This is a genomic window from Bacillus xiamenensis (assembly GCF_000300535.1).
GTDB classification, from domain to species: domain Bacteria; phylum Bacillota; class Bacilli; order Bacillales; family Bacillaceae; genus Bacillus; species Bacillus xiamenensis.
Genome location: NZ_AMSH01000011.1, coordinates 44,194 through 67,291 on the forward strand (window position 1 = coordinate 44,194; position 23,098 = coordinate 67,291).

Annotated in this window: 24 protein-coding genes and 1 other RNA gene; 20 read left to right on the forward strand and 5 right to left on the reverse strand. The window is 41.4% G+C overall.

Features of this window, described 5'->3' with window-relative positions; translation table 11 throughout:
• The first annotated feature begins 8 nt into the window (after positions 1-8).
• The 5 genes from tseB to BA1_RS06230 all read left to right on the forward strand — a co-directional run bounded on the left by tseB (position 9) and on the right by BA1_RS06230 (position 3,891).
• A complete protein-coding gene (tseB, locus tag BA1_RS06210) occupies positions 9-494 on the forward strand; it encodes a cell wall elongation/penicillin-binding protein regulator TseB (RefSeq protein WP_008356799.1) in 486 nt (161 codons plus the stop codon).
• Positions 495-609: 115 nt separating this feature from the next.
• Entirely contained in the window at positions 610-1,902 is a 1,293-nt protein-coding gene (gene asnS, locus BA1_RS06215; protein ID WP_008356801.1) for an asparagine--tRNA ligase, read from the forward strand.
• Between the two features lie 98 nt (positions 1,903-2,000).
• Complete coding sequence (locus tag BA1_RS06220) at positions 2,001-2,705, forward strand: DnaD domain-containing protein (RefSeq protein ID WP_008356803.1); 705 nt, start codon at positions 2,001-2,003, stop codon at positions 2,703-2,705.
• Between the two features lie 17 nt (positions 2,706-2,722).
• Positions 2,723-3,385 (forward strand): endonuclease III, encoded by a 663-nt coding sequence (nth, locus tag BA1_RS06225; protein ID WP_008356805.1) that lies wholly within the window; start codon positions 2,723-2,725, stop codon positions 3,383-3,385.
• Entirely contained in the window at positions 3,382-3,891 is a 510-nt protein-coding gene (locus BA1_RS06230) for a YpoC family protein (RefSeq protein ID WP_008356806.1), read from the forward strand. Before nth ends, BA1_RS06230 begins: the two co-directional genes overlap by 4 nt.
• Positions 3,892-3,927: 36 nt before the next feature.
• Here BA1_RS06230 and BA1_RS06235 read toward each other — a convergent pair whose 3' ends face one another.
• Both BA1_RS06235 and recU read right to left on the reverse strand, forming a co-directional pair.
• Positions 3,928-6,618: a PBP1A family penicillin-binding protein gene (locus BA1_RS06235; RefSeq protein ID WP_008356808.1), complete on the reverse strand. Its 2,691-nt coding sequence runs from the start codon at positions 6,616-6,618 to the stop codon at positions 3,928-3,930.
• Between the two features lie 19 nt (positions 6,619-6,637).
• Positions 6,638-7,273 carry a Holliday junction resolvase RecU gene (recU, locus tag BA1_RS06240; RefSeq protein ID WP_008356810.1) on the reverse strand — a complete coding sequence of 212 codons (636 nt, stop codon included), beginning with the start codon at positions 7,271-7,273 and terminating at the stop codon, positions 6,638-6,640.
• A gap of 46 nt (positions 7,274-7,319) precedes the next feature.
• Between recU and BA1_RS06245 the strand changes: the two genes are divergently transcribed.
• Positions 7,320-8,276 (forward strand): DUF2515 domain-containing protein, encoded by a 957-nt coding sequence (locus BA1_RS06245; RefSeq protein ID WP_008356812.1) that lies wholly within the window; start codon positions 7,320-7,322, stop codon positions 8,274-8,276.
• A gap of 23 nt (positions 8,277-8,299) precedes the next feature.
• Here BA1_RS06245 and sspM read toward each other — a convergent pair whose 3' ends face one another.
• Positions 8,300-8,404 (reverse strand): acid-soluble spore protein SspM, encoded by a 105-nt coding sequence (gene sspM, locus BA1_RS06250; protein ID WP_008356814.1) that lies wholly within the window; start codon positions 8,402-8,404, stop codon positions 8,300-8,302.
• A gap of 196 nt (positions 8,405-8,600) precedes the next feature.
• On the opposite strand from sspM, the gene BA1_RS06255 reads away from it, so the two are divergent.
• From BA1_RS06255 to BA1_RS06265, 3 genes are all read left to right on the forward strand, one after another.
• A complete protein-coding gene (locus BA1_RS06255; RefSeq protein WP_232532035.1) occupies positions 8,601-8,834 on the forward strand; it encodes a DUF5446 family protein in 234 nt (77 codons plus the stop codon).
• Between the two features lie 49 nt (positions 8,835-8,883).
• The gene (locus BA1_RS06260) at positions 8,884-9,264 is read left to right on the forward strand and encodes a YppE family protein (protein WP_237739192.1); all 381 of its coding nucleotides are present in this window, start codon (positions 8,884-8,886) and stop codon (positions 9,262-9,264) included.
• A 107-nt stretch (positions 9,265-9,371) separates the two neighbouring features.
• Complete coding sequence (locus BA1_RS06265; RefSeq protein ID WP_008356821.1) at positions 9,372-9,821, forward strand: YppG family protein; 450 nt, start codon at positions 9,372-9,374, stop codon at positions 9,819-9,821.
• Between the two features lie 18 nt (positions 9,822-9,839).
• Here the strand turns inward: BA1_RS06265 and BA1_RS06270 are convergent, their stop codons facing one another.
• Complete coding sequence (locus BA1_RS06270; RefSeq protein ID WP_008356823.1) at positions 9,840-10,259, reverse strand: Hsp20/alpha crystallin family protein; 420 nt, start codon at positions 10,257-10,259, stop codon at positions 9,840-9,842.
• A 168-nt stretch (positions 10,260-10,427) separates the two neighbouring features.
• On the opposite strand from BA1_RS06270, the gene BA1_RS06275 reads away from it, so the two are divergent.
• Positions 10,428-10,934: a PTS sugar transporter subunit IIA gene (locus tag BA1_RS06275; RefSeq protein WP_008356825.1), complete on the forward strand. Its 507-nt coding sequence runs from the start codon at positions 10,428-10,430 to the stop codon at positions 10,932-10,934.
• Between the two features lie 53 nt (positions 10,935-10,987).
• Here the strand turns inward: BA1_RS06275 and BA1_RS06280 are convergent, their stop codons facing one another.
• Positions 10,988-12,106: an NADH-dependent flavin oxidoreductase gene (locus BA1_RS06280; protein ID WP_008356827.1), complete on the reverse strand. Its 1,119-nt coding sequence runs from the start codon at positions 12,104-12,106 to the stop codon at positions 10,988-10,990.
• A gap of 159 nt (positions 12,107-12,265) precedes the next feature.
• On the opposite strand from BA1_RS06280, the gene BA1_RS06285 reads away from it, so the two are divergent.
• From BA1_RS06285 to BA1_RS06320, 10 genes are all read left to right on the forward strand, one after another.
• Entirely contained in the window at positions 12,266-14,512 is a 2,247-nt protein-coding gene (locus BA1_RS06285) for a DEAD/DEAH box helicase (protein WP_008356829.1), read from the forward strand.
• Positions 14,513-14,533: 21 nt separating this feature from the next.
• A complete protein-coding gene (locus tag BA1_RS06290) occupies positions 14,534-15,781 on the forward strand; it encodes a ribonuclease H-like domain-containing protein (RefSeq protein WP_008356831.1) in 1,248 nt (415 codons plus the stop codon).
• Positions 15,782-16,095: 314 nt separating this feature from the next.
• A complete protein-coding gene (cotD, locus tag BA1_RS18585; RefSeq protein ID WP_008356833.1) occupies positions 16,096-16,332 on the forward strand; it encodes a spore coat protein CotD in 237 nt (78 codons plus the stop codon).
• A gap of 49 nt (positions 16,333-16,381) precedes the next feature.
• A complete protein-coding gene (locus tag BA1_RS06295; protein ID WP_206760273.1) occupies positions 16,382-16,942 on the forward strand; it encodes an SLOG family protein in 561 nt (186 codons plus the stop codon).
• Between the two features lie 57 nt (positions 16,943-16,999).
• Positions 17,000-17,305 (forward strand): cell division regulator GpsB, encoded by a 306-nt coding sequence (gpsB, locus tag BA1_RS06300; protein ID WP_008356836.1) that lies wholly within the window; start codon positions 17,000-17,002, stop codon positions 17,303-17,305.
• 60 nt (positions 17,306-17,365) lie between these two features.
• Positions 17,366-17,749, forward strand: an RNA gene (gene rnpB, locus BA1_RS18590) — RNase P RNA component class B.
• Positions 17,750-17,857: 108 nt separating this feature from the next.
• Positions 17,858-19,012 carry a THUMP domain-containing class I SAM-dependent RNA methyltransferase gene (locus tag BA1_RS06305; protein ID WP_008356840.1) on the forward strand — a complete coding sequence of 385 codons (1,155 nt, stop codon included), beginning with the start codon at positions 17,858-17,860 and terminating at the stop codon, positions 19,010-19,012.
• 105 nt (positions 19,013-19,117) lie between these two features.
• A complete protein-coding gene (locus tag BA1_RS06310) occupies positions 19,118-19,315 on the forward strand; it encodes a hypothetical protein (RefSeq protein WP_008356842.1) in 198 nt (65 codons plus the stop codon).
• Positions 19,316-19,390: 75 nt separating this feature from the next.
• Positions 19,391-21,331, forward strand: a complete 1,941-nt coding sequence (locus BA1_RS06315; protein ID WP_008356844.1) for an ATP-dependent DNA helicase — start codon at positions 19,391-19,393, stop codon at positions 21,329-21,331.
• A 120-nt stretch (positions 21,332-21,451) separates the two neighbouring features.
• Positions 21,452-22,957 (forward strand): carboxypeptidase M32, encoded by a 1,506-nt coding sequence (locus BA1_RS06320; protein ID WP_008356846.1) that lies wholly within the window; start codon positions 21,452-21,454, stop codon positions 22,955-22,957.
• Positions 22,958-23,098 lie beyond the last annotated feature (141 nt).

Below are 23,098 nucleotides of genomic sequence, written 5' to 3' on the forward strand. Positions count from 1 at the left end.
AGCTTGACATGAAAAGAATAGTTTGGATTATTTCGTCCGCTGCGGCTCTCGTTTTGCTCATTGGCATCATTAGTTTTTCGTGGATTTATCAAATTGCTATGGGGCAAAAAGAACAAGGTCATGAGGCAGCGATTGAACGAGCAAAAAAACAAGTAGCATTAGAACAAGTGGAGCAAGTGGAAACCTTTGTCGGGAAAGAAAAACAATTTATTGTAGAAGGTAAAGACAAACAAAACGACACGATCTATGTATGGGTACCTGCCAGCAAAACAGAAAAAGTGATCGCCAAAAAAGCAAAAGAAGGCATTACCTCAAACCAAGCAGTACAAGCCGTTCAAAAGGAGAACACGATTTCTAAGTTAAAGGGTGTCAAATTAGCAAGAGAAGGTGATGTACTCCTTTGGGAAGTGACATACTTAAATGAGAACAACCAATATAGTTTCAGCTATGTCGATTTTACGACAGGACGCGTAGAAAAAAATTTAACACCTTAGTTTCTGCTGTCTTGCGTTGACCGTGCTGATTTAGAACGGTTATAATAAAATGTATGAAAAAAGAATCACACCTTTCTACTAGGTGAGTTTCTTTCTGGCTTTGGAGGGAAATATGTTGAAAACAACTATTAATCAAGTGTTCAAACACGTCGATGAAGAAGTAACGATCGGCGCATGGATTGCCAATAAACGTTCAAGCGGAAAAATTGCATTCTTGCAGCTGCGTGACGGGACAGGCTTTATTCAAGGAGTCGTTGTAAAAGCAGAAGTGGATGAGGAAGTCTTTAAGCTTGCGAAATCAGTGACACAAGAAACATCTGTCTATGTAACAGGACAGGTGACAAAAGACGAGCGTTCACCACTTGGTTTTGAATTACAAGTGAAATCCATTGAAGTGATTCACGAAGCAACAGATTACCCGATTACACCAAAAGAACATGGAACAGAATTCTTAATGGATCACCGTCATTTATGGCTTCGTTCAAAAAAACAGCATGCCATTATGAAAATCCGTAACGAAATCATTCGTGCTACATATGAATTTTTCCATCAAGAAGGCTTCGTAAAAGTGGATCCGCCAATCTTAACAGGAAGTGCACCTGAAGGAACGACAGAACTATTTGCTACTAAATATTTTGATGAAGATGCGTACCTTTCTCAAAGTGGACAGCTTTACATGGAAGCTGCTGCGATGGCACTTGGAAAAGTATTCTCATTTGGCCCAACATTTAGAGCTGAAAAATCGAAAACGAAACGTCATTTAATCGAATTTTGGATGATCGAGCCTGAGATGGCGTTTGTAGAATTTAATGAAAACCTTGAGTACCAAGAAAAGTATGTGTCTCACGTTGTTCAAAGTGTACTTGAAAACTGTAAGGTGGAGCTACACACACTTGGCCGTGATACAGCAAAATTAGAAAACATCAAAGCACCATTCCCGCGCATCACTTATGATGAAGCGATTAAATTTTTGCAGGATAAAGGGTTTGATGACATTGAATGGGGAGATGACTTCGGTGCACCTCACGAAACAGCCATCGCCGAAAGCTATGATAAACCAGTGTTTATCACACATTACCCAACGTCATTAAAACCATTTTATATGCAGCCAGCACCGGACCGTGATGACGTAGTCCTCTGTGCAGACTTAATTGCACCAGAAGGCTACGGAGAAATTATCGGCGGTTCTGAACGTGTTCATGATCTAGATCTGCTTGAAGCGAGATTAAAAGAACACGGGTTAGATCAAGAAACGTACAAATGGTACACAGAATTGAGACAATACGGTTCTGTACCACATTCAGGTTTTGGTCTTGGACTCGAACGAACAGTTGCTTGGATTAGCGGAGCGCCGCATGTGCGTGAAACCATTCCATTCCCAAGATTATTAAACCGTTTATATCCTTAAGACGTGAAAGCCTCCAACATATGGAGGCTTTTTCAAACGTCTTTTCCAAGGGCACGTATCATAAAACGTGATATACTGAAAGTGAAGAGGTGTATCCGATGAAAAGGCAGCAATTTATAGATATGCAGCAAATGGGTTCAACCAGTTTGCCAAATTTGCTGATTGCTCACTATGAGCAGTTAGGACTGAATGAATCACAAATGATGGTCATGTTAAAGATTAAAATGAATGAAGAACAAGGCGTCTTTTTTCAAACCTTTGAAGAGCTTTCAAATGGTATGACCATTTCAGCCGAAGAGTGTGCCTATATGGTGCAGCATTTAATTCAAAAAGGGTTTATTTCAATTCAGCCGTTTGAAGACAGATCCGGCATACAGCATGACCGGTACTCAGTAGAGCCTTTATGGGGCGTGCTGTACGACTTTTTAGAAGCAAAACAGGCAAAAGAAGTACAAAAGAATGATATGCAGGCCGAAAAGTCTTTATATGCATTATTTGAAGATGAATTCGGCAGACCGCTGTCTCCTCTTGAGGGCGAAACACTCTCGATCTGGATGGATCAAGATCATCATGATGCGGAGATGATTCGTCTAGCACTGAGAGAAGCGGTTTTATCAGGAAAATTAAATTTTCGTTATATTGATCGAATTTTGTTTGAGTGGAAAAAGAAAGGGCTGAAAACAGCGGAAGAAGCGAAAGAGCATAGCCAGCATTTCCGTTCGCAGCAAAAAGCCCCACCTTCAAAAGAAGAAACGTCATCTTATAAACGACAAGTTCCTTTTTACAATTGGCTGGAACAATAACCAATAAAGGAGAAGGCATGTTATCAAAAAAACAAATCAATGAGTGTTTAGATATTATAGGAGACATGTTTCCAGAGGCTGAGTGTGAGCTTGTTCATTCCAATCCATTTGAACTTGTGATCGCTGTCGCACTCTCAGCGCAATGTACAGACGTTCTAGTGAACAAAGTGACCAAACATTTATTTCAAAAATACAAAACACCAGAAGACTATGTAAGTGTGCCGCTTGAAGAATTGCAGCAAGATATTCGCTCGATTGGTCTTTATCGCAATAAGGCGAAAAACATTCAAAAATTAAGCAAAATGCTCATTGAAGAATATGGCGGTGAAGTACCAAGGGATCGAGATGAGCTCATGAAGCTTCCCGGTGTTGGGCGAAAAACAGCAAATGTCGTCGTGTCAGTAGCTTTTGGGATTCCTGCTATTGCAGTCGATACACATGTAGAACGCGTCAGCAAACGCCTCGGAATTTGCCGCTGGAAGGACTCTGTTCTTGAAGTAGAGCAAACCTTAATGAAGAAGGTGCCAAAAGAAGATTGGTCTGTGACCCATCACCGCCTCATCTTTTTTGGCCGATACCACTGCAAGGCGCAGCGGCCGCAGTGTGAATCCTGTCCGCTTCTTGATATGTGCAGAGAAGGGCAGAAAAGACTGAAAAAAGGGCTGGTGAAACTGGCATGAGCGGGGCAACTGTTTTCACCTCATATGTCGAAAAGCTAAAAGATAAACAGGTAGATTTCAGCGCTGAAAGAAAGGATATACTGAGGAGTCATCCACTTGCGTTTGACCTGTCTTCAAAGCCTTTATCAGACGGGCTTCCGTGGCAGAAAACGGAAGAATTTGTTCCTGTGATGTTCGAACTGTGGAATGAATTAAAAATAAAAATGCTTCCTCGCTTTCAAACAAGAAAATCTCGCTGTGAACAGGATGATATGCTGCAAGGCATCGTTAGTATGATGGCGATGTTTTACTGGATCAAAGGGGAGCGGCTCCAATCGGTTGATTGGGAGGAGATCAAACAACAGACGTTTCCTGTTGCCCCTATTAACTGGACAGAACGAGTAGAGTTTATTTTGCTAAAACCTACTCAATATCACTGCTTTATTCAACTGGACGAGCTGTATACAGAACTTAAAAAGCAGTATGGAAAATACGAAGCACTCAGAAAGTTAAAACAAAATCGTTAAAAAAAGCACTTGCCGAATGAGGCAAGTGCTTTTTCGTTATTCGTCTTCTTTTCGAGAAGTAGTATTTGACTGGGTATTTGCGCTTTGAGAGTTGGCTTTATTGTCATCTTTCTTTTTCGTGGTATCACTCTGTGAGCTGCTGTTCCCATTTGTAGTATCTGAGCCATCGTCAGAATCGCCAGTACCATTTTCCGTATTTCCACTTTGATCTTGATCTTTTTTATCATCTTGCTTCTGTTCATCCGTGCCTTGATTTTGATTTGTAGTATCGTCTGTCTGATCTGTCTGCTCATCATCAGACTGCTGCGTTTCTTCGTCTTCTTTGTTCTCATCATCTGCTTTTTCTTCTGTCTCTTCGTCATCCTTAATGGTGAGGAAGGTAGAAGCTGCTTTACTTGTGACATCCTCTACAGTGGCTGTCACTTGGAATTTATAGGTAGAGCCAGGCTTCACATCAGAGATGACCGCTTCTTTAGCAGAACTGTTTTGAATTTCTTTATAGCCGCCATTATCGACCGCTTGCTTCACGTTAAATGTAGCATCTGCGTCGTCATCATAGCTCCATGTCAGTGTGATGGACTTTTTCTCTTCGTCATACACTGCTTTTAAGTCAGATGGTTTATCGGCTTCTTTTTGATCATATGTGTCAGAAACTTTTGTCGGAACCGTTCCTTTCACGAAGTATTCGGTTGTTTTCTTATCACTTGGTGTATTTGGTCCGGCTAATTTTGCTGGATCTGATCCTTTTTCAATCGTTGCTTCAACGACGCTGTCTGGCTTTTCAAATGAGCCGCTTCCATCATCAATTTGAGAAATTAATTGCTTGAATACAATTTTTGCAACGCGCTGCTCATCCGTTGTGAGCCACATTTTACCGTCCGCATCTTTTGAGTTGCCGATTCCAGTCCAAACAGCTGCTGTGTATTGCGGCGTATAGCCGACAAACCACGAATCTTTCGCACCGCCAGACGGGATATTGTATTTGTTAATATCATCTTGTGTAAAGTTGGTTGTACCTGTTTTACCAGCTACTTGAACGTTCGGTACTTGTGCGAGTGTACCAGTTCCAGATTGTACAGCTGTTTTCAGCATATCAGTAATCATAAAGGCTGTGTAATCACTCATAGCCGCTTTAGAATCTGGCGTGAGGTCAAGCTTTGTTCCGTCATTAAATTCAACAGACGTGACAGCGTGAGGCTCATTATAGTACCCATTATTACCGAATGCACTAAACGCACCAGCCATCTTTAGGGAAGATACACCATCTTCAAATCCACCGATTGAATAGGATTCTGGAATATCAGAAGGTAAGTCCATACCTAAGTTATTGGCAAATTGAACGGCATGATCTGTGCCAGCCGCTTGGAATGCTTTTAGGGCAGGGATGTTTCGTGATTGTGCCAACGCATTTCTCATTGACATTTTCCCTAAATGTCTTTTGTCAAAGTTATTAATTGGTGTGCCATCTGAGTACGTATACGGCGCATCATCTATTTGCTGATATGTTGACCATTTTTTATTTTCAATGACTGGGCCGTAATCTAAGATTGGTTTAATGGTTGACCCTGGCTGGCGCTTTGCGTCAGTGGCATAGTTAAAGCCGCCGACTGGAACGTCCCGGCCACCGCCAATGGCACGAATTTCACCATTTTTTGTATCGAGCAGGGTAACACCAGCTTGCATGCCTTTCGTAAATCCGGCTGAATCTCCATTTATAATATCATCCAGGTGATCCTGTGCATTTCGATCAAGTGAAGTATAGATTTTTAAACCATCAGTTGATACATCCACTTTGGCTTTTTTCTGAACTTCTTCCATGACTTCTTCGATATAAGCAGAGTATTTACTTGAGTTTTGGCTCTTGTATTTATCAGCTGAAACGACGGTTTTGCTTACAGGTGTTGCTTTTGCTTCCTCATATTCTTTATCTGTAATGTAGCCTTGTTTTTTCATCAGGCCTAAAACGATATTACGGCGTTTTTCCGCTGCCTCGGGATGTTTCACTGGGTTATAGGCAGTAGGACTCTGCGGCATACCTGCAAGCGTGGCAGCCTGTGCAACAGTTAGTTTATTTAAATCTGTAACGCCGAAAAATTGTTCAGCCGCTTTCCCAACACCATAAGCATAAGGCGAGAAGAAAATACGGTTTAAATACATTTCTAAAATTTCATCTTTAGAGTATTTTTGCTCAAGCTGTATAGAAAGCCATACTTCCTGCACTTTACGCTTTAATGTTTTTTGGTTGTTTAAAAGGGTGTTTTTTACAACCTGCTGTGTGATCGTACTACCGCCTTCGGCTCCAAAACCGTCCTCGACGTTTGCGACAAGAGCACCGCCAATACGGATGGGATCAATCCCGTGGTGTTTATAAAAACGAGCATCTTCAGTCGCAATAAATGCGTTTTTTACAACATCGGGTATATCTTTAATCGAGACATACGTTCTTTTTTCCGCCCCGACTTCTGCAAAGACTTTTTTGTCTTTATCATAAAGCTTTGAAGAATACGGCGTTTTAAGCTTGCTATCATCAATAGAAGGAGCGCTTGATGCAAAAACGGCAAAAGTTGTGATTCCGGCTACTACACAAAGAAGACCGATCACGAGTAAAGATAAAAATATTTTTTTAAATAGACCTGCTTTCTTTTTGCCTTTTTTGTTTTTTTGCTTCCTGTTTTTTTCTTGACTGGCTTTTCGTCGCTGTTCACGACTTGTAAATTGATCAGACATCACATCTCAACCTTTCGTGTTAAACCTTTTTCGAACGTAAATGTTGCTGACTTTCATCCGAAAAATGAAGTGTCTCCACTACTTTAATATAATCAATTCTTGGCGAATATCCAAGTGTCATTAAGTGGCCAGCTTCCATTAATTCGTCTTTACTAATGGATTTGCGCCCATTTCGCTGCTGCCGCTCCCAAAAGAAGAAGAGGTCAGAAGCGGATAAATAATAAACGGAGCCAAATGCGGATATAATAACAAAACAAATACCGCCTTGCTTTTCAACCTGTTTCATATGCTCAATTTGATGGTCGTGGAAATTTTTGAGCGGAAACGAGGTGGTGCTTTTGGTTTCCTTTGCTTCAAAGTCGATATACCGCCCTTTGTACACCCCGTTATAGTCTGTCGTAGATGATTGTTTAAAATAAGCTTCTTTAATGACAGCGGCACTTCTTTTCGGATAGTCCACATTGACAATTTGAACTGGGGTAGGCTTTTTATGAATGACTGCGATCCCATTGACCAAATAGTACTGGTTGGTTTCATTTAAGTCAGCTTCAAGCGTCATCCCGCGATTACTATAAGAGGATTCGCCCCTGACTCTTTTTTTTGTCCCAATTTGTTGAATGGGCTGATACGATTTTCCGTTTGGATACCGAATCATCAAGTTTCAGCCTCCTTTTAATGCATTTTGTATTGGAGAGATCACCATGTTGTCACAACAAGAGCACATCATCACTCAGCATATTCTACATGAAACGAAAGCAAACAATAAGGACAACGTGACGAGGACAAATGCGTACAAGCGTTTTTATGACCGCCATCCAGAAATAAAATGGTCTCTGCTTGCTTCCTTTGTCTCGAGAAATGCTGGATGGTCAATGACAGATTTAAAAGGCGAGCTCTTCCATCCGGGCTTAACGGATCAGCAAGGGCATCTGTTTTTCACAGCGTATGAAAGAGCGAATTGGCTGATCTTTTCAGATGCTTACCCGCAGCTTCTTTTGTATGAATGGTCAAAGCGATTAAGCAAGCCTTTATTTCATCTGCTGCCATATTTCGGCGTGTCTCGTTTTATGAGCGCTGAGTGGGAACGTTTTTGGCTAAAGCGTGACACAGAGCGTCTGCTTTATGCGCTCATCATAAATGAACAATATACTATACAATCTCCTATTATACAAAATCCTCTTCTGAAAAAGAATGTTTTTCACTCGATTCAATATCTTTTCAGCGAGTGGGGACATTTTCAAACCGTTGTTTTTCCGACAGTTGACGGGCATTTGTACGGGTTAACCATACGAAAGTTTTCCCGTGTAAAGGAGCGCATTACATTAGGAAAAAAACTAGCGAAACTATTATTTCGAGCCGATTTATTTTCGAGTTTTTATCATTTTTTGCATACCGTACCGCATACGGGGTCTCGGTTTGATTTCGAGCCGTTTTTAGGGATCGCTAGAAGGTCAACGCCTTTCCTTCGAACGGTTTATCCGGTGATGACACATTCATTAGACGATCAACGGGAAGATTGGTTTCAGAAGAAATTGAATCCATCCTTATTCGACGCAGAACCTTTACCAAAACAAATTGAGCTGACGGACTGGTATTTCCATAAAAAAAGACAGCTTCGTTTTCTTTTCTCATTAGAGCACTATTTTTTGCATAAATAAAAAGCAGGGGGTACCTGCTTTTTTTACGTGGATGGACGGTTAGGACCGCCGAGCTTTTTATCAAGTTGATCTGTACTGTTCTCTTTCCCTTTTGGCTTTTGCTCTTTTGGTGTTTGCTGTTTTTTCATGAAATCTACCTCCTTTGTCCTTAGAATTTACACAATCGGACGCAATCATACAAAGAAGGACAAGCACATGTCGAAAAGGAAGAAATCGTGCTTAAATGCACTTAGATTGGCGATTTGCTTCTAGTTTTGTCATGTATGAAGGAGGGGGCAAAAGAAAAGAGAATGTAACGAGAGACGATAAAGGAGGAATCTGATGATGAGTAAATTTGTATCAAAAGAATCCATTATGCAGTTATTAGAGGAAATCGAGCGAAAGATTGATGCGGTGGAAGAGAAACTGTCTCTAGCTGTCAAGGAAACAAAACACGCTGCCATAGAGGAGCAAGAACAAATGATTGACCGTCTTGAATCAGAAGTGAAGGACTGTGAATTGAAAATTCATGCAGCAGAGGATCAATTGGCGGCAAGACCTGCATACCACGCTGGCTAGTTTTCATATTTGAGCAATAAGTAAACGTTTGATAGGATGGTTCATAGAGGTGAACACTTTGGATAATCAAACATTACTTAAATATACACAAGAGCTAAGAACGTGGATTGAAGAAGCATATGAGCAGTATCAAAAGGGAAAGGCGGAAGAGGAATACCCCGTATATGATTTTTACAAGGATATTCAGCCCGCCATTGATAAATTTGACAAGCAAATGGAAGAGTGGCTGACTGCTGCCATTTCGTTTGTTCATCAGGTCAAACCTAGATACTTACATCAAGACCAGCTTGATGCCGTAAAAGAAAATGGCAAAGAGGTTGTCCTGCAATCTTATTTTGGCAAACAGCATGCACCCCGTGTGAAAAATTTAGTTGAGTCAGTGATTTACACACTGAATCTTTTAATAGAAGAAATCAAAAAACGCAGCTGATGAAACAGCCTGCGTTTTTCTTATCGCTGTTTTAGGCACACCTTCTGTTTTTGAACATAATATATCATTGACTTCAATATGTTTTGAGAGCGAGAGGAGCGAGATACATGGTCCCTTATTCACATCAGCCATCTTATGAATTGAATCAATTCAATCAGAACCCCTTTACGTATCCAGATATGCAGCAACCTCCGCAGCCTCCAGAGTATTTCATGCCACCACATCAAGGTGGAATGAACCAAACACCATCTGCAAGCTATCAGCCGCCATTTGGATACCAAGAAAACTTCCAGCCTTTTCAGCAGACTGAAGTGATGAATCAGCCGCAAATGCAGCCTTCAGGTATGATGCCCATGCAGCCGCCTATGAATCCTTATCCTTTGCCAAGGCCTCAAAAGCAGCAATCATCTCAATTTAAAAATGTGCTGTCACAATTTAAAAAGACAAATGGGCAATACGATTTTAATAAAATGTTTGATACAGCTGGGCAAATGATGAGTACAATGAATCAAGTGGGCTCATTGGCGAAAGGATTTACAAGCATATTTAAAGCATAGTAAACCCAATAGATACATCTATTGGGTTGTTTGCTTTGGCGCGGTCACACGAAGTGATTGATCTTTCCAAACACTCTTCATGCTTGTTTCATCTATTTTTGCAGGCATTAAAATGGTTTTGGTAAAGCTTGAATAGGAGGAAGACGTGTCTGTTTTGATTTTTTCCTGCACCGATAAGTGTAAATATTGAGCCTTCACTTCCAGTGCGATATCACCTTCGACAAAATGGTCTGGAAATCGAATGTCAATATACACATATTGATCATCTTCTGTCACATCGGTAGTAATGGATGCCAGTGAATGGGACGTGGTCATGAGCGCCTCCGCACTATTTAAAATCTCGTGAAACGGGGAGGACGCAAAAAATTGTTCAATCGCTTCATATAAAATGTCTTCATTTGCCAACAAATCATGTTTCTTTTCGCCATCTTGTTTCATTTGAATCACCTCTCATCTATAGCCTATGCAAAAAGGGCTCAGGCGGTTATCAATTGATGGGAGGAAAAAATTATGATTAAATAGTGTTGAATAAAGCAGGGTGTATGAGCATGAAGGTTTATACGCTGAATAGATCTAGGAGCAAAGCTTGAAGGGAGCAAATGAACATTGCTGAAAAAATTATTCGGTTTCGGAAAAAACCAAGATGATGTAAAGGAAGAAATCATTTATTCTCCAGCTGATGGAGAGTTAATGGATATGACGGATGTACCAGATCCCGTCTTTTCTCAAAAGATGATGGGAGACGGCGTCGCCGTAAAACCAAAAAGTGGCACCATTGTGTCACCAGTAGAGGGTGAAATTATTCAGCTCTTCCATACAAAACATGCAATTGGGATTCGCACACTCTCAGGGCTTGAGCTTCTGATTCATATCGGACTTGAAACGGTTGGATTAAATGGTGAAGGGTTTGAATCGCACATTAAAGAAGGGGACAAAGTAAAAGCCGGTGATCCACTCATTACGTGTGATTTAGCACTCATTGAAGAAAAAGCGGCAAGCACAGTGACTCCTATTGTCATCATGAATGGTGATCTAGTCGAGAGACTTGATAAAGAACCAAAGGGATCTGTTGAAAAGCAGACGTCCAAGCTCTTTACAGTGAAAATGAAATAATTCATGAACATAAAAAAAACTACCCGCGTGATAGGGTAGTTTTTTTGAGGAAGTTAATCCTCCATCGGAAGCCAGCCTTTGTTTGCTTCCATGATCGTCCACAATCTCTCTGGAATCAAATATTTGTCTTTTTGACTGCGTTTCATAACAGTTTCGATCTCACTTTCTCGACCTTCTTTAATCTTCAGTGCCCAATCTGGATCAACAATCAGTTCTCTTGCGACAGCGATGAGCGGAATTCCTTGATTGTACGCATTCAGTGCATCCTCAGCTGTAATGACGCTGCCGACGCCGATAAGCGGAAGGGTATCGCCGCAGCGCTCTTTTAATAGCTCCATGCGCGTCTTACTAGTATCAGCACCGCGTCTTGCCTTAGCGTCAATCTCCATTAACGAAATATGCAAGTAATCAAGGCTTTTCGTCTTGAGTACATCAACTAACGTGAATGTTTCTGTCATGGTTAAACCAGGTGTTTCTGGTTCCTCAGGGGATAGACGATAGCCAAAGATAAATGGTTTTGTCACATGCTCCTTGATCGCTTCTTTGACTGCGTCTACAACCGCAATTGGAAATGCGAGACGCTTTTCTTCACTTCCGCCCCATTGATCTGTGCGCTGATTGCTATGCGGGGAGTAGAATTGCTGTAATAAATACCCGTTTGCTCCGTGGATTTCCACACCATCAAAGCCTGCTTGGATCGCTCTTCTTGCTGCTTCTTTAAATGAGTCGATAATATGGATAATTTCTTCTTCTTTTAAAGCGCGTGCAACCTGTTTGCCATCTTTGAACACATCACTTGGTGCAACGACATCACCGTTTGGAACCAAATGAGGGAGAGCTTGAGAGCCGCCGTGATGAATTTGAATGATTGCTTTTGTTCCTTTCGCTTGGATCGCAGAAGCTAACTTCTTAAGGCCAGGTATATCTTCATCTCTTGCAATGGAAGGCTGTCCTTCAAACGCCTTACCATCTGGCGTCACGTTTGCGCATGCTGTGATGACCATGCCCATTTCCTTTGATCTAGCTGTAATGAAATCAATTTCTTCCTTTGAGATCGTGCCATCCTCATGAGAACCGAAGTGTGTCATTGGTGCAACCACTAGCCGGCCATCAATAGAAGCACCCCCCGGGAATGTAAAAGGTTCAAATAAAGGCTTAAATTCGTTTTTCAATCTGATCAACTTCTTCCTTCGTAAAATCATTTCACTATAGAAGTGTAATAGATACTGTTACACCACTTCAAAATATTTGCTCACAGGCGGCGCATCAAAAAATTGCCGCCTAGTCATGCAAACAAATATTCGGTACACTAGAATGAGAGGTGATGCCATATGAAAAAGAAAACAATGAACGAACTCATAGAAGACTTAAAAAAAGACGAACAGGTCGAGCATTGGCATGAAATTGAAGCGAAGCCTGCAAAGACCTCTCCAGTTCCTGAAAGAGTAAATGACAGGCTCAAAAAGGCGCTTGAGAAACGAGGCGTGAGCGAACTCTATATTCATCAAAAGGAAGCCTTTGAACGTGTGATGAATGGTGAGCATGTGGTGACTGTGACGCCTACAGCTTCAGGTAAAACGCTTTGCTACAATCTGCCTGTCCTTCAGTCGATCGCAGAAGATCAGACAAGTCGCTCCCTTTATTTATTCCCAACAAAAGCGCTCGCGCAAGATCAAAAAAGTGAATTAAACGAAATCATTCATGAGATGGATGTTCCAATTCATAGTGAAACCTATGACGGGGACACCTCCCCGGCGATTCGCCAGCGCGTCAGACAAGCAGGACATATTGTGATCACAAATCCGGATATGCTGCATTCAGCCATTTTGCCTCACCATACGAAATGGGTCAGCTTATTTGAGAATTTGAAGTATATTGTTATTGATGAGCTTCATACATATCGAGGTGTATTTGGCAGTCATGTCGCCAATGTCATTCGCAGGCTAAAACGCATTTGTGCATTTTACGGAAGTGACCCGATCTTTATTTGTACATCTGCGACCATTGCGAATCCAAAGGAGCTTGCAGAGCAGCTGACTGGAAGCAAGATGCATCTAATTGAACGAAACGGAGCGCCTAGCGGTAAAAAGAACTTTGTCTTTTACAACCCGCCAGTTGTCAATCAGCCATTAAACATTAGACAAAGTGCAGCCACTGTCGTCAATCAGCTGGCTAAAACCTTTTTAAAAGAAAAAATCCAAACGATCGTTTTTGCTAGAAGCAGAGTGAGAGTTGAAGTGATTTTAAGTCATATTCAAGAGCTAGTAAAAAAAGAAATAGGTCCAAAATCGATTCGTGGTTATCGGGGGGGTTATTTGCCAAAAGAGCGGCGCATGATTGAAAAGGGATTAAGAGAAGGAGACATATTAGGGGTTGTCAGTACGAACGCACTAGAATTAGGGGTGGATATTGGCCAGCTAAAAGTATGCATCATGACGGGGTATCCTGGCAGTGTAGCAAGCACGTGGCAGCAGGCAGGGCGAGCTGGAAGGCGTCATGAGGAAGCGCTTATTATCATGGTCGCCAGCTCATCACCGCTTGATCAATATATTGTCAGACATCCTGAATATTTCTTTAACAGACCACCTGAATCGGCAAGAATCAATCCTGAGAACCTCATTATTTTAGTCGATCATCTCAAATGTGCGTCCTATGAACTTCCATTTCGAGAAGATGAACAGTTTGGCGATATGGATGTAGAAGAAATCTTGCAATACTTACATGAAGAAGGGGTTCTTCATTTTAGCGGAAACCGTTATTATTGGTCAGATCAATCGTTCCCAGCTCATGGCATCAGTCTGCGATCTGCGAGCCAAGAGAATGTTGTCATTGTCGATCAATCCGATGTAGCGAACGTTCGAATTATTGGGGAAATGGATCGATTCAGTGCAATGACGTTACTTCATGATGAAGCCATTTATTTACATGAAGGGGTTCAGTATCAAGTGGAAAAACTTGATTATGAGCATCTGAAAGCTTATGTCAAACAAGTAGATGTTGAATACTATACAGATGCGAATTTAGCGGTACAGCTTAAGGTGCTTGAAATTGATGAGACAACGGAGAAGGAAGCGGTATCTGTTCACTACGGTGATGTAACCGTAAACGCAATGCCGACCATTTTTAAAAAAATTCGATTGTCAACGGGGGAAAATATCGGGTCCGGCCCGATTCACTTGCCTGAAGAAGAAATTCATACGAGTGCTGCTTGGTTTGAGTTACATGAAGCAGAGCGGAATTTTGAAGAAAAAACACTTGAACAGCTTTTGCTCGGTATTGCCAATGTTCTTCAGCATATTGTCCCTGCATTTGTCATGTGTGACCGCTCTGACATTCATGTCATTTCTCAAATAAAGGCAGCGCATACCGGGAAACCGACAGTGTTTTTATATGACCGTTACCCTGGCGGAATTGGTTTAAGCAAAGAAGTCCAAGCTCGTTTTGGTGAGATTGCCCGTGCGGCCGCTCAGCTGATTGAGCGCTGTAGCTGCGAGAATGGCTGTCCATCCTGTATTGGCATGGAAATGAAAGAGATCAATGGAAAAAGCAGTATCATTCAATTGATGTCTGTATTTTAACGGAAAGGAGGACACCTGATCATGTCTTTAAAAGGGAAATTAAACAGAATGAAAAAGCACCTTTCGCACAATCAGCCAGATGAAAAGCGTGAGGCGGTTAAAGAAGGAACAGCACAAACTGTGACAGCTGAAAACATCCCATTTTTAAAAGAGTGGGAGCAATTAGGTGCAGCACCTTACTACTTTGAGAACTCTTTTTGCCTCATTCGAGAAGTCACTTATCCACTGCATCATCAGCATGGACAATATTCATTCGCAGAACTCCCGAACATGGTGAACGCATGGAATGAAAGTGAAATGCAGCATTCTCTTTCTGCAAAAGGTTACAAGCCTCACGAGCTATTTTTCTTCGATACAGAAACAACAGGATTATCTGGCGGGACGGGAAACATGATTTTTTTGCTAGGGCATGCGAGGGTCTATCAAGACAAGGTTGTCGTCAAACAGCATCTGCTCACTAGTCCAGGAAATGAAGCAGCTCTCTATAAAAGCTTCCTCAGCGAAGTCGATGTAGAATCGCTTGTGACATATAATGGAAAGTCATTCGACTGGCCTCAGGTGAAAACGAGACATACGTTATTACGTGATCAAATACCTGCCCTACCTGAATTTGGCCATTTTGATCTTTTGCATGGCTCCAGAAGATTGTGGAAACATAAATATGAGCGGATGGCTCTTTCCGTTGTAGAAAAGGAGGAGCTGCACGTCAATCGGGAGGGGGACACACCAGGGTTCCTGGCGCCAATGATCTATTTTCATTTTTTAAAGGAACAAAACCCGAAGTTGATTGAAGGGATTTTGACTCATAATGAACTAGATGTCCTCTCGTTAATCAGTCTCTACATTCACCTGTCAAAAAAAATATTATCCAAAGATGCCGTGAAGGAAAGCGATGAGAAATACGCACTAGCTAGATGGCATCTTGCGCACCGTGATATAAAAGAAGCGACGAAACATTTACAAGAATTAACGGGAACTGAATTTGAACATGAGAATCATGCGGCTTATGATCTATCCTTACAATACAAGCGGTTGAACCAATGGGATGAAGCGGTTCGCATATGGAGGCGTCTTTTTGAATCAAATGATGTTCATGTAGCGTTAAAAGCGGGTGTAGAGCTTGCAAAGCATGAAGAACACCGCCAAAAAGATGCAAGCGCAGCCCTTTCAATCACTGAATCATTATTATCTTTATCGTCTTTAAGCGAACGGGACATTGAAGCACTTGAAAAACGAAAAAAGCGGCTCTTAAGAAAAGCTGGGCAATGAAATTATTGCCTGGGAAAGCGCAAGAAATGACAACGTTCGGCTCTCGGACGAAAATAAAAATTGTTTAGCACTTTTATTGTAGAAAAGTCACGAATCCTGTAAAATAACGTTAGATATTGAATGAGGAGCGTAGAGCATGTATAAGGGTCTTTTTTACTTGTTTTTTCTTGTTGTCATTTTGGTCGCTTTCGTGTTTTCAAACTATAAAGATGTTTTTCTTGCAAATTTTTAAAATAGGTTAATGCATTAGTACATGTACACCTCTTGATTCATACATTGTTAATGTAAGAAATTCAAGGAGAGGGGAATGCTACATGTACCATCATCATCATTGCAAGCCAAATGTTACACAGCCAATTGTTCATCCAACGAATCACTGCTGTACACACAGTGAGTCAACAACAATTGTGCCGCATATCCATCCGCAGCATGTGACAAATGTACACCACCAAAATTTCCAACATGTTCACTACTTCCCGCATACGTTTTCTCAGGTGGACCCGGCAACACATCAACACTTTAACTGCGGTGGACCTTGCTGTAACAGATAAAGTGAAATGGGACTTTTATAAGTCCCTTTTTTTAAAAGCAGGTGAAAAAATGAAAATTATTGCTGTCACAGGGTACAAGCCATTCGAGCTTGGGATATTCAAACAAGACGAGCCCGCGCTTCAATACATAAAAGCGGAGCTTCAGAAAAGGCTGACAGCACTCATTGAAGACGGACTGGAATGGGTTCTTATTTCAGGTCAGTTAGGTGCAGAAATTTGGGCAGCCGAAGTCGTGTTTGCGCTTCAAGAGGAGTATCCAGCGTTAAAGCTTGCTGTCATTACGCCATTTTATGAACAGGAAGAGCGCTGGAACGAACAAAATAAAGAGCTGTATGAAGGGATTCTTGCACAAGCTGATTTTGTAGAAAGTGTCACGCATAGACCGTACGAAAGTCCGGCACAATTTAAACAAAAGAACCGCTTTTTTATTGAAAAAACAGATGGTCTTCTCGCCTTATATGATCCCGAGCATGAAGGCTCGCCAAAGTATATGATCAAAGAAGCGCAAACCTATACCGATTACCCAATTATGTATATTACAATGGATGATTTAAGAGCACAGGTTGAGGCAGAAGATCCGTTTTTTGATGAAAAGCAAGAGAAAATTTGACAACGTCACGTATTTCTGAAAAAATATACTATGAATTCACGATATGAGGTGAAAAAGATGCTTGCTGATAAAGTAAAGCTTTCTGCGAAAGAAATTTTAGAAAAAGAATTTAAAACAGGTGTCAGAGGGTATAAACAAGAAGAAGTCGATAAATTTTTAGATATGGTCATTAAAGACTATGAGACATTCCATCAAGAAATCGAAAAGCTTCAACAAGAAAACCTTCACTTGACGAAACAGCTTGAAGAAGCCGTTGAACAAGGGAAAAGACAGCCTGCACAGTCCAATACAACAAACTTTGATATTTTAAAAAGACTATCTAACCTTGAGAAACACGTTTTCGGCAGCAAACTTTATGATTGAGTCCTGCTGAAAAAGCTTGTGTCAGATGACATTGTCGTTTATAATAACGCATGGTGATTAACGTTCGGGTAATCGCTGTAATGCTTTTAGGCATTGCAGAGGAAAGTCCATGCTCGCACGGTGCTGAGATGCCCGTAGTGTTCGTGCCTGGCGAAAAAATAAGCCAGGGCAGCCTGGGAAAGGCTGACGGCAGGAAAAATGCCTACGTCCTTTTAGGATATGGCAAAGTATCCTTGAAAGTGCCACAGTGACGAAGTCTCACTAGAAATGGTGAGAGTGGAACGCGGTAAACCCCTCGAGCGAGAAACCCAAACTTGGTAGGGGAACTTTCTCAAAGGAACCAAACGGAGAGAAGGACAGAGAATTCTGTAGATAGATGATTACCACCTGAGTACGAGGCTTTTGCCGTTTGCAGTACGATGGAACAAAACATGGCTTACAGAACGTTATATCCGTTATGATAAACATGATGAAAACAAAGCTCTCCTATTTCTACATATGGAGAGCTTTTATCTTGAATACATAAAAGGACGAGAAAACAGGTGATAAAAAGTGAAAACCTATACACTCATCGCAACAGCGCCAATGGGAATAGAAGCGATTGTTGCAAAAGAAGTAAGAGATCTTGGCTATGAGTGCACAGTAGATAATGGGAAAGTTATTTTCCAAGGAGATGCCCTTGCCATTTGCCGTGCAAACCTTTGGCTGCGTACAGCAGACCGAATTAAGGTCCAAGTTGCTGAATTTTCGGCCAAAACATTTGATGAGCTTTTTGAGCAGACGAAAGCTATTGACTGGGCCGCTTTTTTACCGAAAAATAGCACGTTCCCTGTCATCGGTAAATCTGTCAAATCACAGCTTGCCAGTGTGCCTGATTGTCAGCGCATCGTCAAAAAGGCGATCGCGCAAAAACTGAGATCATCTTACAACATTCAGTCTGAATGGCTTGAAGAGACCGGCCCTGAATATAAAATTGAAGTCGCGCTTTTAAAAGATAAAGCATTACTCACTCTCGATACGTCTGGTGTGGGTCTTCATAAGCGCGGGTACCGTGCGGATCAAGGCGGTGCGCCAATTAAAGAAACCCTTGCTGCCGCGCTCGTGTTATTAACGAACTGGACACCTGACCGTCCATTTGTGGATCCATTTTGCGGATCAGGAACCATTGCCATTGAAGCTGCCATGATTGGACAAAACATTGCCCCTGGATTTAACCGGGAATTTGCATCCGAATCATGGGAGTGGATCGGTGAGGATGTCTGGAACAAAGCGCGTCTTGAAGTGGAAGAAAAGGCGAACTATGATCAGCCGCTTCACATTATTGCAAGCGATATTGATCATCGCATGGTAGACATTGCAAAGTTGAATGCAGAAGAAGCTGGACTAAGTGAATTGATCCAGTTTAAACAAATGCAGGTGAAAGACTTCCAAACAAAAGAAGAATATGGTGTGATTGTCGGAAATCCACCGTACGGAGAACGTCTCAGTGATAAGCCAGCTGTGGAAAAAATGTATCAAGGGATGGGGGAAGCATTTAAAAACCTAGACACTTGGTCCATTTATATCTTAACATCACACGAAAAGTTCGAAGAGTGCTTCGGAAGAAAAGCGACGAAAAAGAGAAAACTGTTTAATGGATTTATTAAAACAGACTACTATCAATACTGGGGAAAACGCCCGCCTAGAAAACAAACAACTGAAGCATAAATCAAGTCGCATCCTTTTATGGGTGTGATTTTTTTGTGCCGAAAAGGTATAAGTCCTCACAGGACGGAATAAACTGAACTTGATTTTAAAAAAAGAGGTGTCTCCATGATTCATTATGATCAATTTCAGTTAATCCAAAAAGCACTCGCTTCGACGGCTCAAGAAATAGAAGGGCTTGAAACGGGACAATCTGCTCAGCTTATGGCAGCCATAGAAGACTTAGCGTTAGCTCAGGCTTACATAGAACGTTCAGAGCACGCATTTTTAATGAAGGAAAGTTATCAGCATCGCCTGCGCTCATAAAAAAAGATTGTCATTCCCCAGCATAAGTGTTACTATTTAATGTCTGAATGATTCAAAAGTTGGGGGTTGAAGCAGGTGACAGCATCTCGTTTGCCTTTTTCATTATCAAAAGAACACAATTTTTACGAAGAACTGGGCAACTGGATTGGTGATGTGTTTTATGACATTTTGCCAGAAAAGGGCTTTGATCTTCGAGATGAACAAATATTTATGGCTTTTCAGTTAGAAAGAGCCTTTAAAGAAAAAAGTGTGATGTTTGCCGAAGCTGGGGTAGGTACAGGCAAAACAATCGTCTATCTCTTATTTGCGGTCACATATGCAAGATATACAGGGAAACCTGCGATTATTGCATGTGCAGATGAAACGCTAATTGAACAGCTGGTTAAACAAGAAGGTGATATCTATAAAATTGCCAATCACCTTGATATTCAAATAGATGCGAGATTAAGTAAATCGCATGATCAATATTTATGCTTGAAAAAACTAGAGAAAACGATGCAGCGTGAAGATGATGAGAAGTGGCTCGATATTTATGAATCGCTTCCTTCATTTGTTCATGAATCTCATGGGATGCAGACTTTTTATCCGTATGGTGATCGAAAAGAGTATCCAGAATTAACAAATGATGAGTGGTCCAGAATTGGCTATGACTCTTTTCAGGACTGCTTGACATGCGACATGCGGCACCGCTGCGGCTTGAATTTATCAAGAGACCATTACCGAAAAGCAACAGATCTGATCATTTGTTCTCATGATTTTTACATGGAGCATGTATGGACAAAGGAATCCCGCAAACGTGAAGGACAGCTTCCGCTGCTTCCTGAACATAGTTCTGTTGTATTTGATGAAGGACACCTTCTTGAGTTTGCAGCACAAAAAGCCTTAACATACCGAGTGAAACAATCAACGCTTGAGACATTTTTGGAGCGTCTTTTGCAAAATGATATTCGAGAAGAATTTGCAGAGCTCGTTGAAGATGCACTTGCAACAAACGATGAGTTCTTTTATCTCTTAAAAACACATGCCAAAGAAATCAAAGGCTCACACCGCCTTGAAATCGGGCGCGTGGAAGAGGTAAAGCGTTCAGCAAGTGAATTATGTGATTTACTTGAAAAGATCGGAGAAGCACTCGTATTTGAATCAGAGATGTATACAATTGATCAATACGAATTGTCTGTTGTGGAGGAGTACATTGAACAGATGGCGTATTCCCTGTCACTCTATCAAAAAGAAGCGATTAGCTGGCTTGAGAAGCAGGAACTAGATACGACATTTGTCGTGATGCCAAAGACCGTTGCAGAGGTACTTGGTGAAAAGGTATTCTCGCAAAAAATTCCTTACATTTTCTCTTCTGCTACATTGTCTGAAAACCAATCATTTGATTATTTAGCTGAAAGCCTTGGGATCAAAGATTACTTATCCATGAGCGTGGCTTCGCCGTATGATTACGAGGAGCAAATGCAAATTTATTTTCACGGCATTCAGCACCCAATCTTAGAGCCAGGTGAAAAAGGGCAGCAAGTGATGGCTCAACTGAAAGAAAATGGCGGGCGATCTCTCATCTTATTCCCTTCATTTGAAGAACTTCATGTGTTTAGAAAGCAGCTCGACGCTTCAAACGAATCGCTGCCTTTCCATGTGTACTTTGAAGGAGACGAGGAGATCAGCACCATTGTGCAAAAATTCCAAGCAGATGAGACGTCTGTGTTATGTTCCGTTCATCTGTGGGAAGGATTGGATATCCCGGGGCAGTCTCTAACGAATGTCGTCATTTGGGGACTTCCATATCCGCCGCATGACCCAGTATTTGAAGCGAAACGGAATGAAGCAGAGAATGCATTTACTGAAGTAGACCTTCCGTATATGCTGCTTCGATTACGTCAAGGGATTGGGAGACTGATTCGGACAAGCAAGGATGCTGGAAGCATTCATATTTACTTTGGCAGTAAGGAAGATACCGAACTGCAAAGTAAAATTGAATCCGTTCTTCCAGTAAAGCCGGTCATCACGTCATAAAAAACGAATGGACAAGAGGAGGATACGAGCAGTGTATCCTCCTTTTTCATTGACAAAAGAACATTGATTTTAGTAGCCTTGAAACGTACATACATATTTATTGATTGGGGGAACGAACGCATGAGTCTTGAATCAAAAGAGAAAGCGTTTTATCAATTACTAGGAAAAATCGCCCACTATACAGAGGCGCTTCATTTGCTTTATTGGGACTCTCGAACACAGGCGCCAAAAAAAAGCGCTGATTTCAGAGCAGAAACCATCGGTCAATTATCAAGTGATATCTTTAATATGAAGACTTCTGATGAAATGAGAGATCTTCTTGATGTACTAAATAAACAGAAAGAAGAGCTGTCAACAGATACACAGAAGGCACTCGAATTAGCGCAAAAAGAATATGATGAAAACAGCAAAATTCCTAAAGAAGAATTTAAAGAATACTCCATTCTTCAATCGAAAGCAGAGCATGTCTGGGTAGAAGCAAGGGAGAAATCAGATTTTTCACTCTTTGCACCATACTTAAAACAGCTCATTGATTTTAACAAGCGTTTCATTCAGTATTGGGGCGTGAAAAAAACGCCATATGATGTACTGCTCAATAACTATGAGCCCGATATGACCGTTGAACAGCTCGATCAAAAATTTGGCGCACTTCGTGACGCTATCGTTCCTCTCGTCAAAAAAATTGAAGCCTCTCCAAACAAACCGGATACTTCATTTTTATCGAAAAGCTTCCCAATCGACAAGCAAAAAGAGCTAAGCCTCTTTTTCTTAAAAGAGTTAGGGTATGACTTTGACGCAGGGCGTCTTGATACAACGGTTCATCCGTTTGCTGTGACATTAAGCAGAGGGGATGTACGTGTGACGACGCGCTATGATGAGCACGATTTTCGAATGGCGATCTTTGGCACGATTCATGAATGCGGTCATGCCATCTATGAGCAAAACATTGATGAGGCACTGAGCGGAACGCTCTTATGTGATGGGACGTCAATGGGCATTCATGAATCACAGTCTCTTTTCTTTGAGAACTTTATCGGAAGACATGAAGATTTCTGGAAAACGTATTATCAAAAACTGCAAGAGGCCTCTCCTGAACAATTTAAAGATGTCTCGTTAGAAGAATTTGTGCATGCTGTAAATGAATCGAAGCCGACTTACATTCGAATTGAAGCAGATGAACTCACGTATCCGCTACACATTATTATTCGCTATGAAATTGAAAAAGCCATTTTTAATGAAGAAGTGGCTGTTGAGGACCTGCCTGCACTTTGGAATGAAAAGTATAAAGCATATCTCGGGATTACGCCGCCTAACGATGCACTTGGCATCTTGCAGGATGTTCACTGGTCTGATGGAAGCTTTGGTTATTTCCCTTCATACGCACTTGGTTATATGTATGCAGCGCAATTAAAGCAGCAAATGATCAAAGATTTACCGAATTTTGATGAACTGATTCAAAACGGGTCTTTTGCACCAATAAAAGAATGGCTAACTGAACATGTCCACAAGCATGGAAAACGGAAAAAACCATCTGAAATCATTCAAGATGCAACTGGTGAAGAATTAAATGTTCAATACTTAATTGATTATTTAACGGATAAGTACACGAAACTGTATTTATCATAAATGAAAGGCACCCTTTGATTAGAAGGGTGCTTCAGCGTGTAGACAAACCCTCGCATTCGGTGTCAGTCCTGCGTGCTGGTGCTCACGAATGTCAAATTCGCTCCGCGCCAGTACTCGTCCTTCCTAGACTGCAAAGGTTTT

What these genes read in the sequence shown, in the direction of transcription:
- BA1_RS06235 (WP_008356808.1), bottom strand. Translation starts at nt 6,618, where the DNA reads ATGTCTGATCAATTTACAAGTCGTGAACAGCGACGAAAAGCCAGTCAA.
- sspM (WP_008356814.1), bottom strand. Translation starts at nt 8,404, where the DNA reads ATGAAAAAACAGCAAACACCAAAAGAGCAAAAGCCAAAAGGGAAAGAG.
- BA1_RS06285 (WP_008356829.1), top strand. Translation starts at nt 12,266, where the DNA reads ATGAAAAAGAAAACAATGAACGAACTCATAGAAGACTTAAAAAAAGAC.
- BA1_RS06255 (WP_232532035.1), top strand. Translation starts at nt 8,601, where the DNA reads ATGAGTAAATTTGTATCAAAAGAATCCATTATGCAGTTATTAGAGGAA.
- cotD (WP_008356833.1), top strand. Translation starts at nt 16,096, where the DNA reads ATGTACCATCATCATCATTGCAAGCCAAATGTTACACAGCCAATTGTT.
- BA1_RS06290 (WP_008356831.1), top strand. Translation starts at nt 14,534, where the DNA reads ATGTCTTTAAAAGGGAAATTAAACAGAATGAAAAAGCACCTTTCGCAC.
- BA1_RS06295 (WP_206760273.1), top strand. Translation starts at nt 16,382, where the DNA reads ATGAAAATTATTGCTGTCACAGGGTACAAGCCATTCGAGCTTGGGATA.
- recU (WP_008356810.1), bottom strand. Translation starts at nt 7,273, where the DNA reads ATGATTCGGTATCCAAACGGAAAATCGTATCAGCCCATTCAACAAATT.
- BA1_RS06230 (WP_008356806.1), top strand. Translation starts at nt 3,382, where the DNA reads ATGAGCGGGGCAACTGTTTTCACCTCATATGTCGAAAAGCTAAAAGAT.
- tseB (WP_008356799.1), top strand. Translation starts at nt 9, where the DNA reads ATGAAAAGAATAGTTTGGATTATTTCGTCCGCTGCGGCTCTCGTTTTG.
- BA1_RS06310 (WP_008356842.1), top strand. Translation starts at nt 19,118, where the DNA reads ATGATTCATTATGATCAATTTCAGTTAATCCAAAAAGCACTCGCTTCG.
- gpsB (WP_008356836.1), top strand. Translation starts at nt 17,000, where the DNA reads ATGCTTGCTGATAAAGTAAAGCTTTCTGCGAAAGAAATTTTAGAAAAA.
- nth (WP_008356805.1), top strand. Translation starts at nt 2,723, where the DNA reads ATGTTATCAAAAAAACAAATCAATGAGTGTTTAGATATTATAGGAGAC.
- BA1_RS06270 (WP_008356823.1), bottom strand. Translation starts at nt 10,259, where the DNA reads ATGAAACAAGATGGCGAAAAGAAACATGATTTGTTGGCAAATGAAGAC.
- BA1_RS06245 (WP_008356812.1), top strand. Translation starts at nt 7,320, where the DNA reads ATGTTGTCACAACAAGAGCACATCATCACTCAGCATATTCTACATGAA.
- BA1_RS06320 (WP_008356846.1), top strand. Translation starts at nt 21,452, where the DNA reads ATGAGTCTTGAATCAAAAGAGAAAGCGTTTTATCAATTACTAGGAAAA.
- BA1_RS06265 (WP_008356821.1), top strand. Translation starts at nt 9,372, where the DNA reads ATGGTCCCTTATTCACATCAGCCATCTTATGAATTGAATCAATTCAAT.
- BA1_RS06220 (WP_008356803.1), top strand. Translation starts at nt 2,001, where the DNA reads ATGAAAAGGCAGCAATTTATAGATATGCAGCAAATGGGTTCAACCAGT.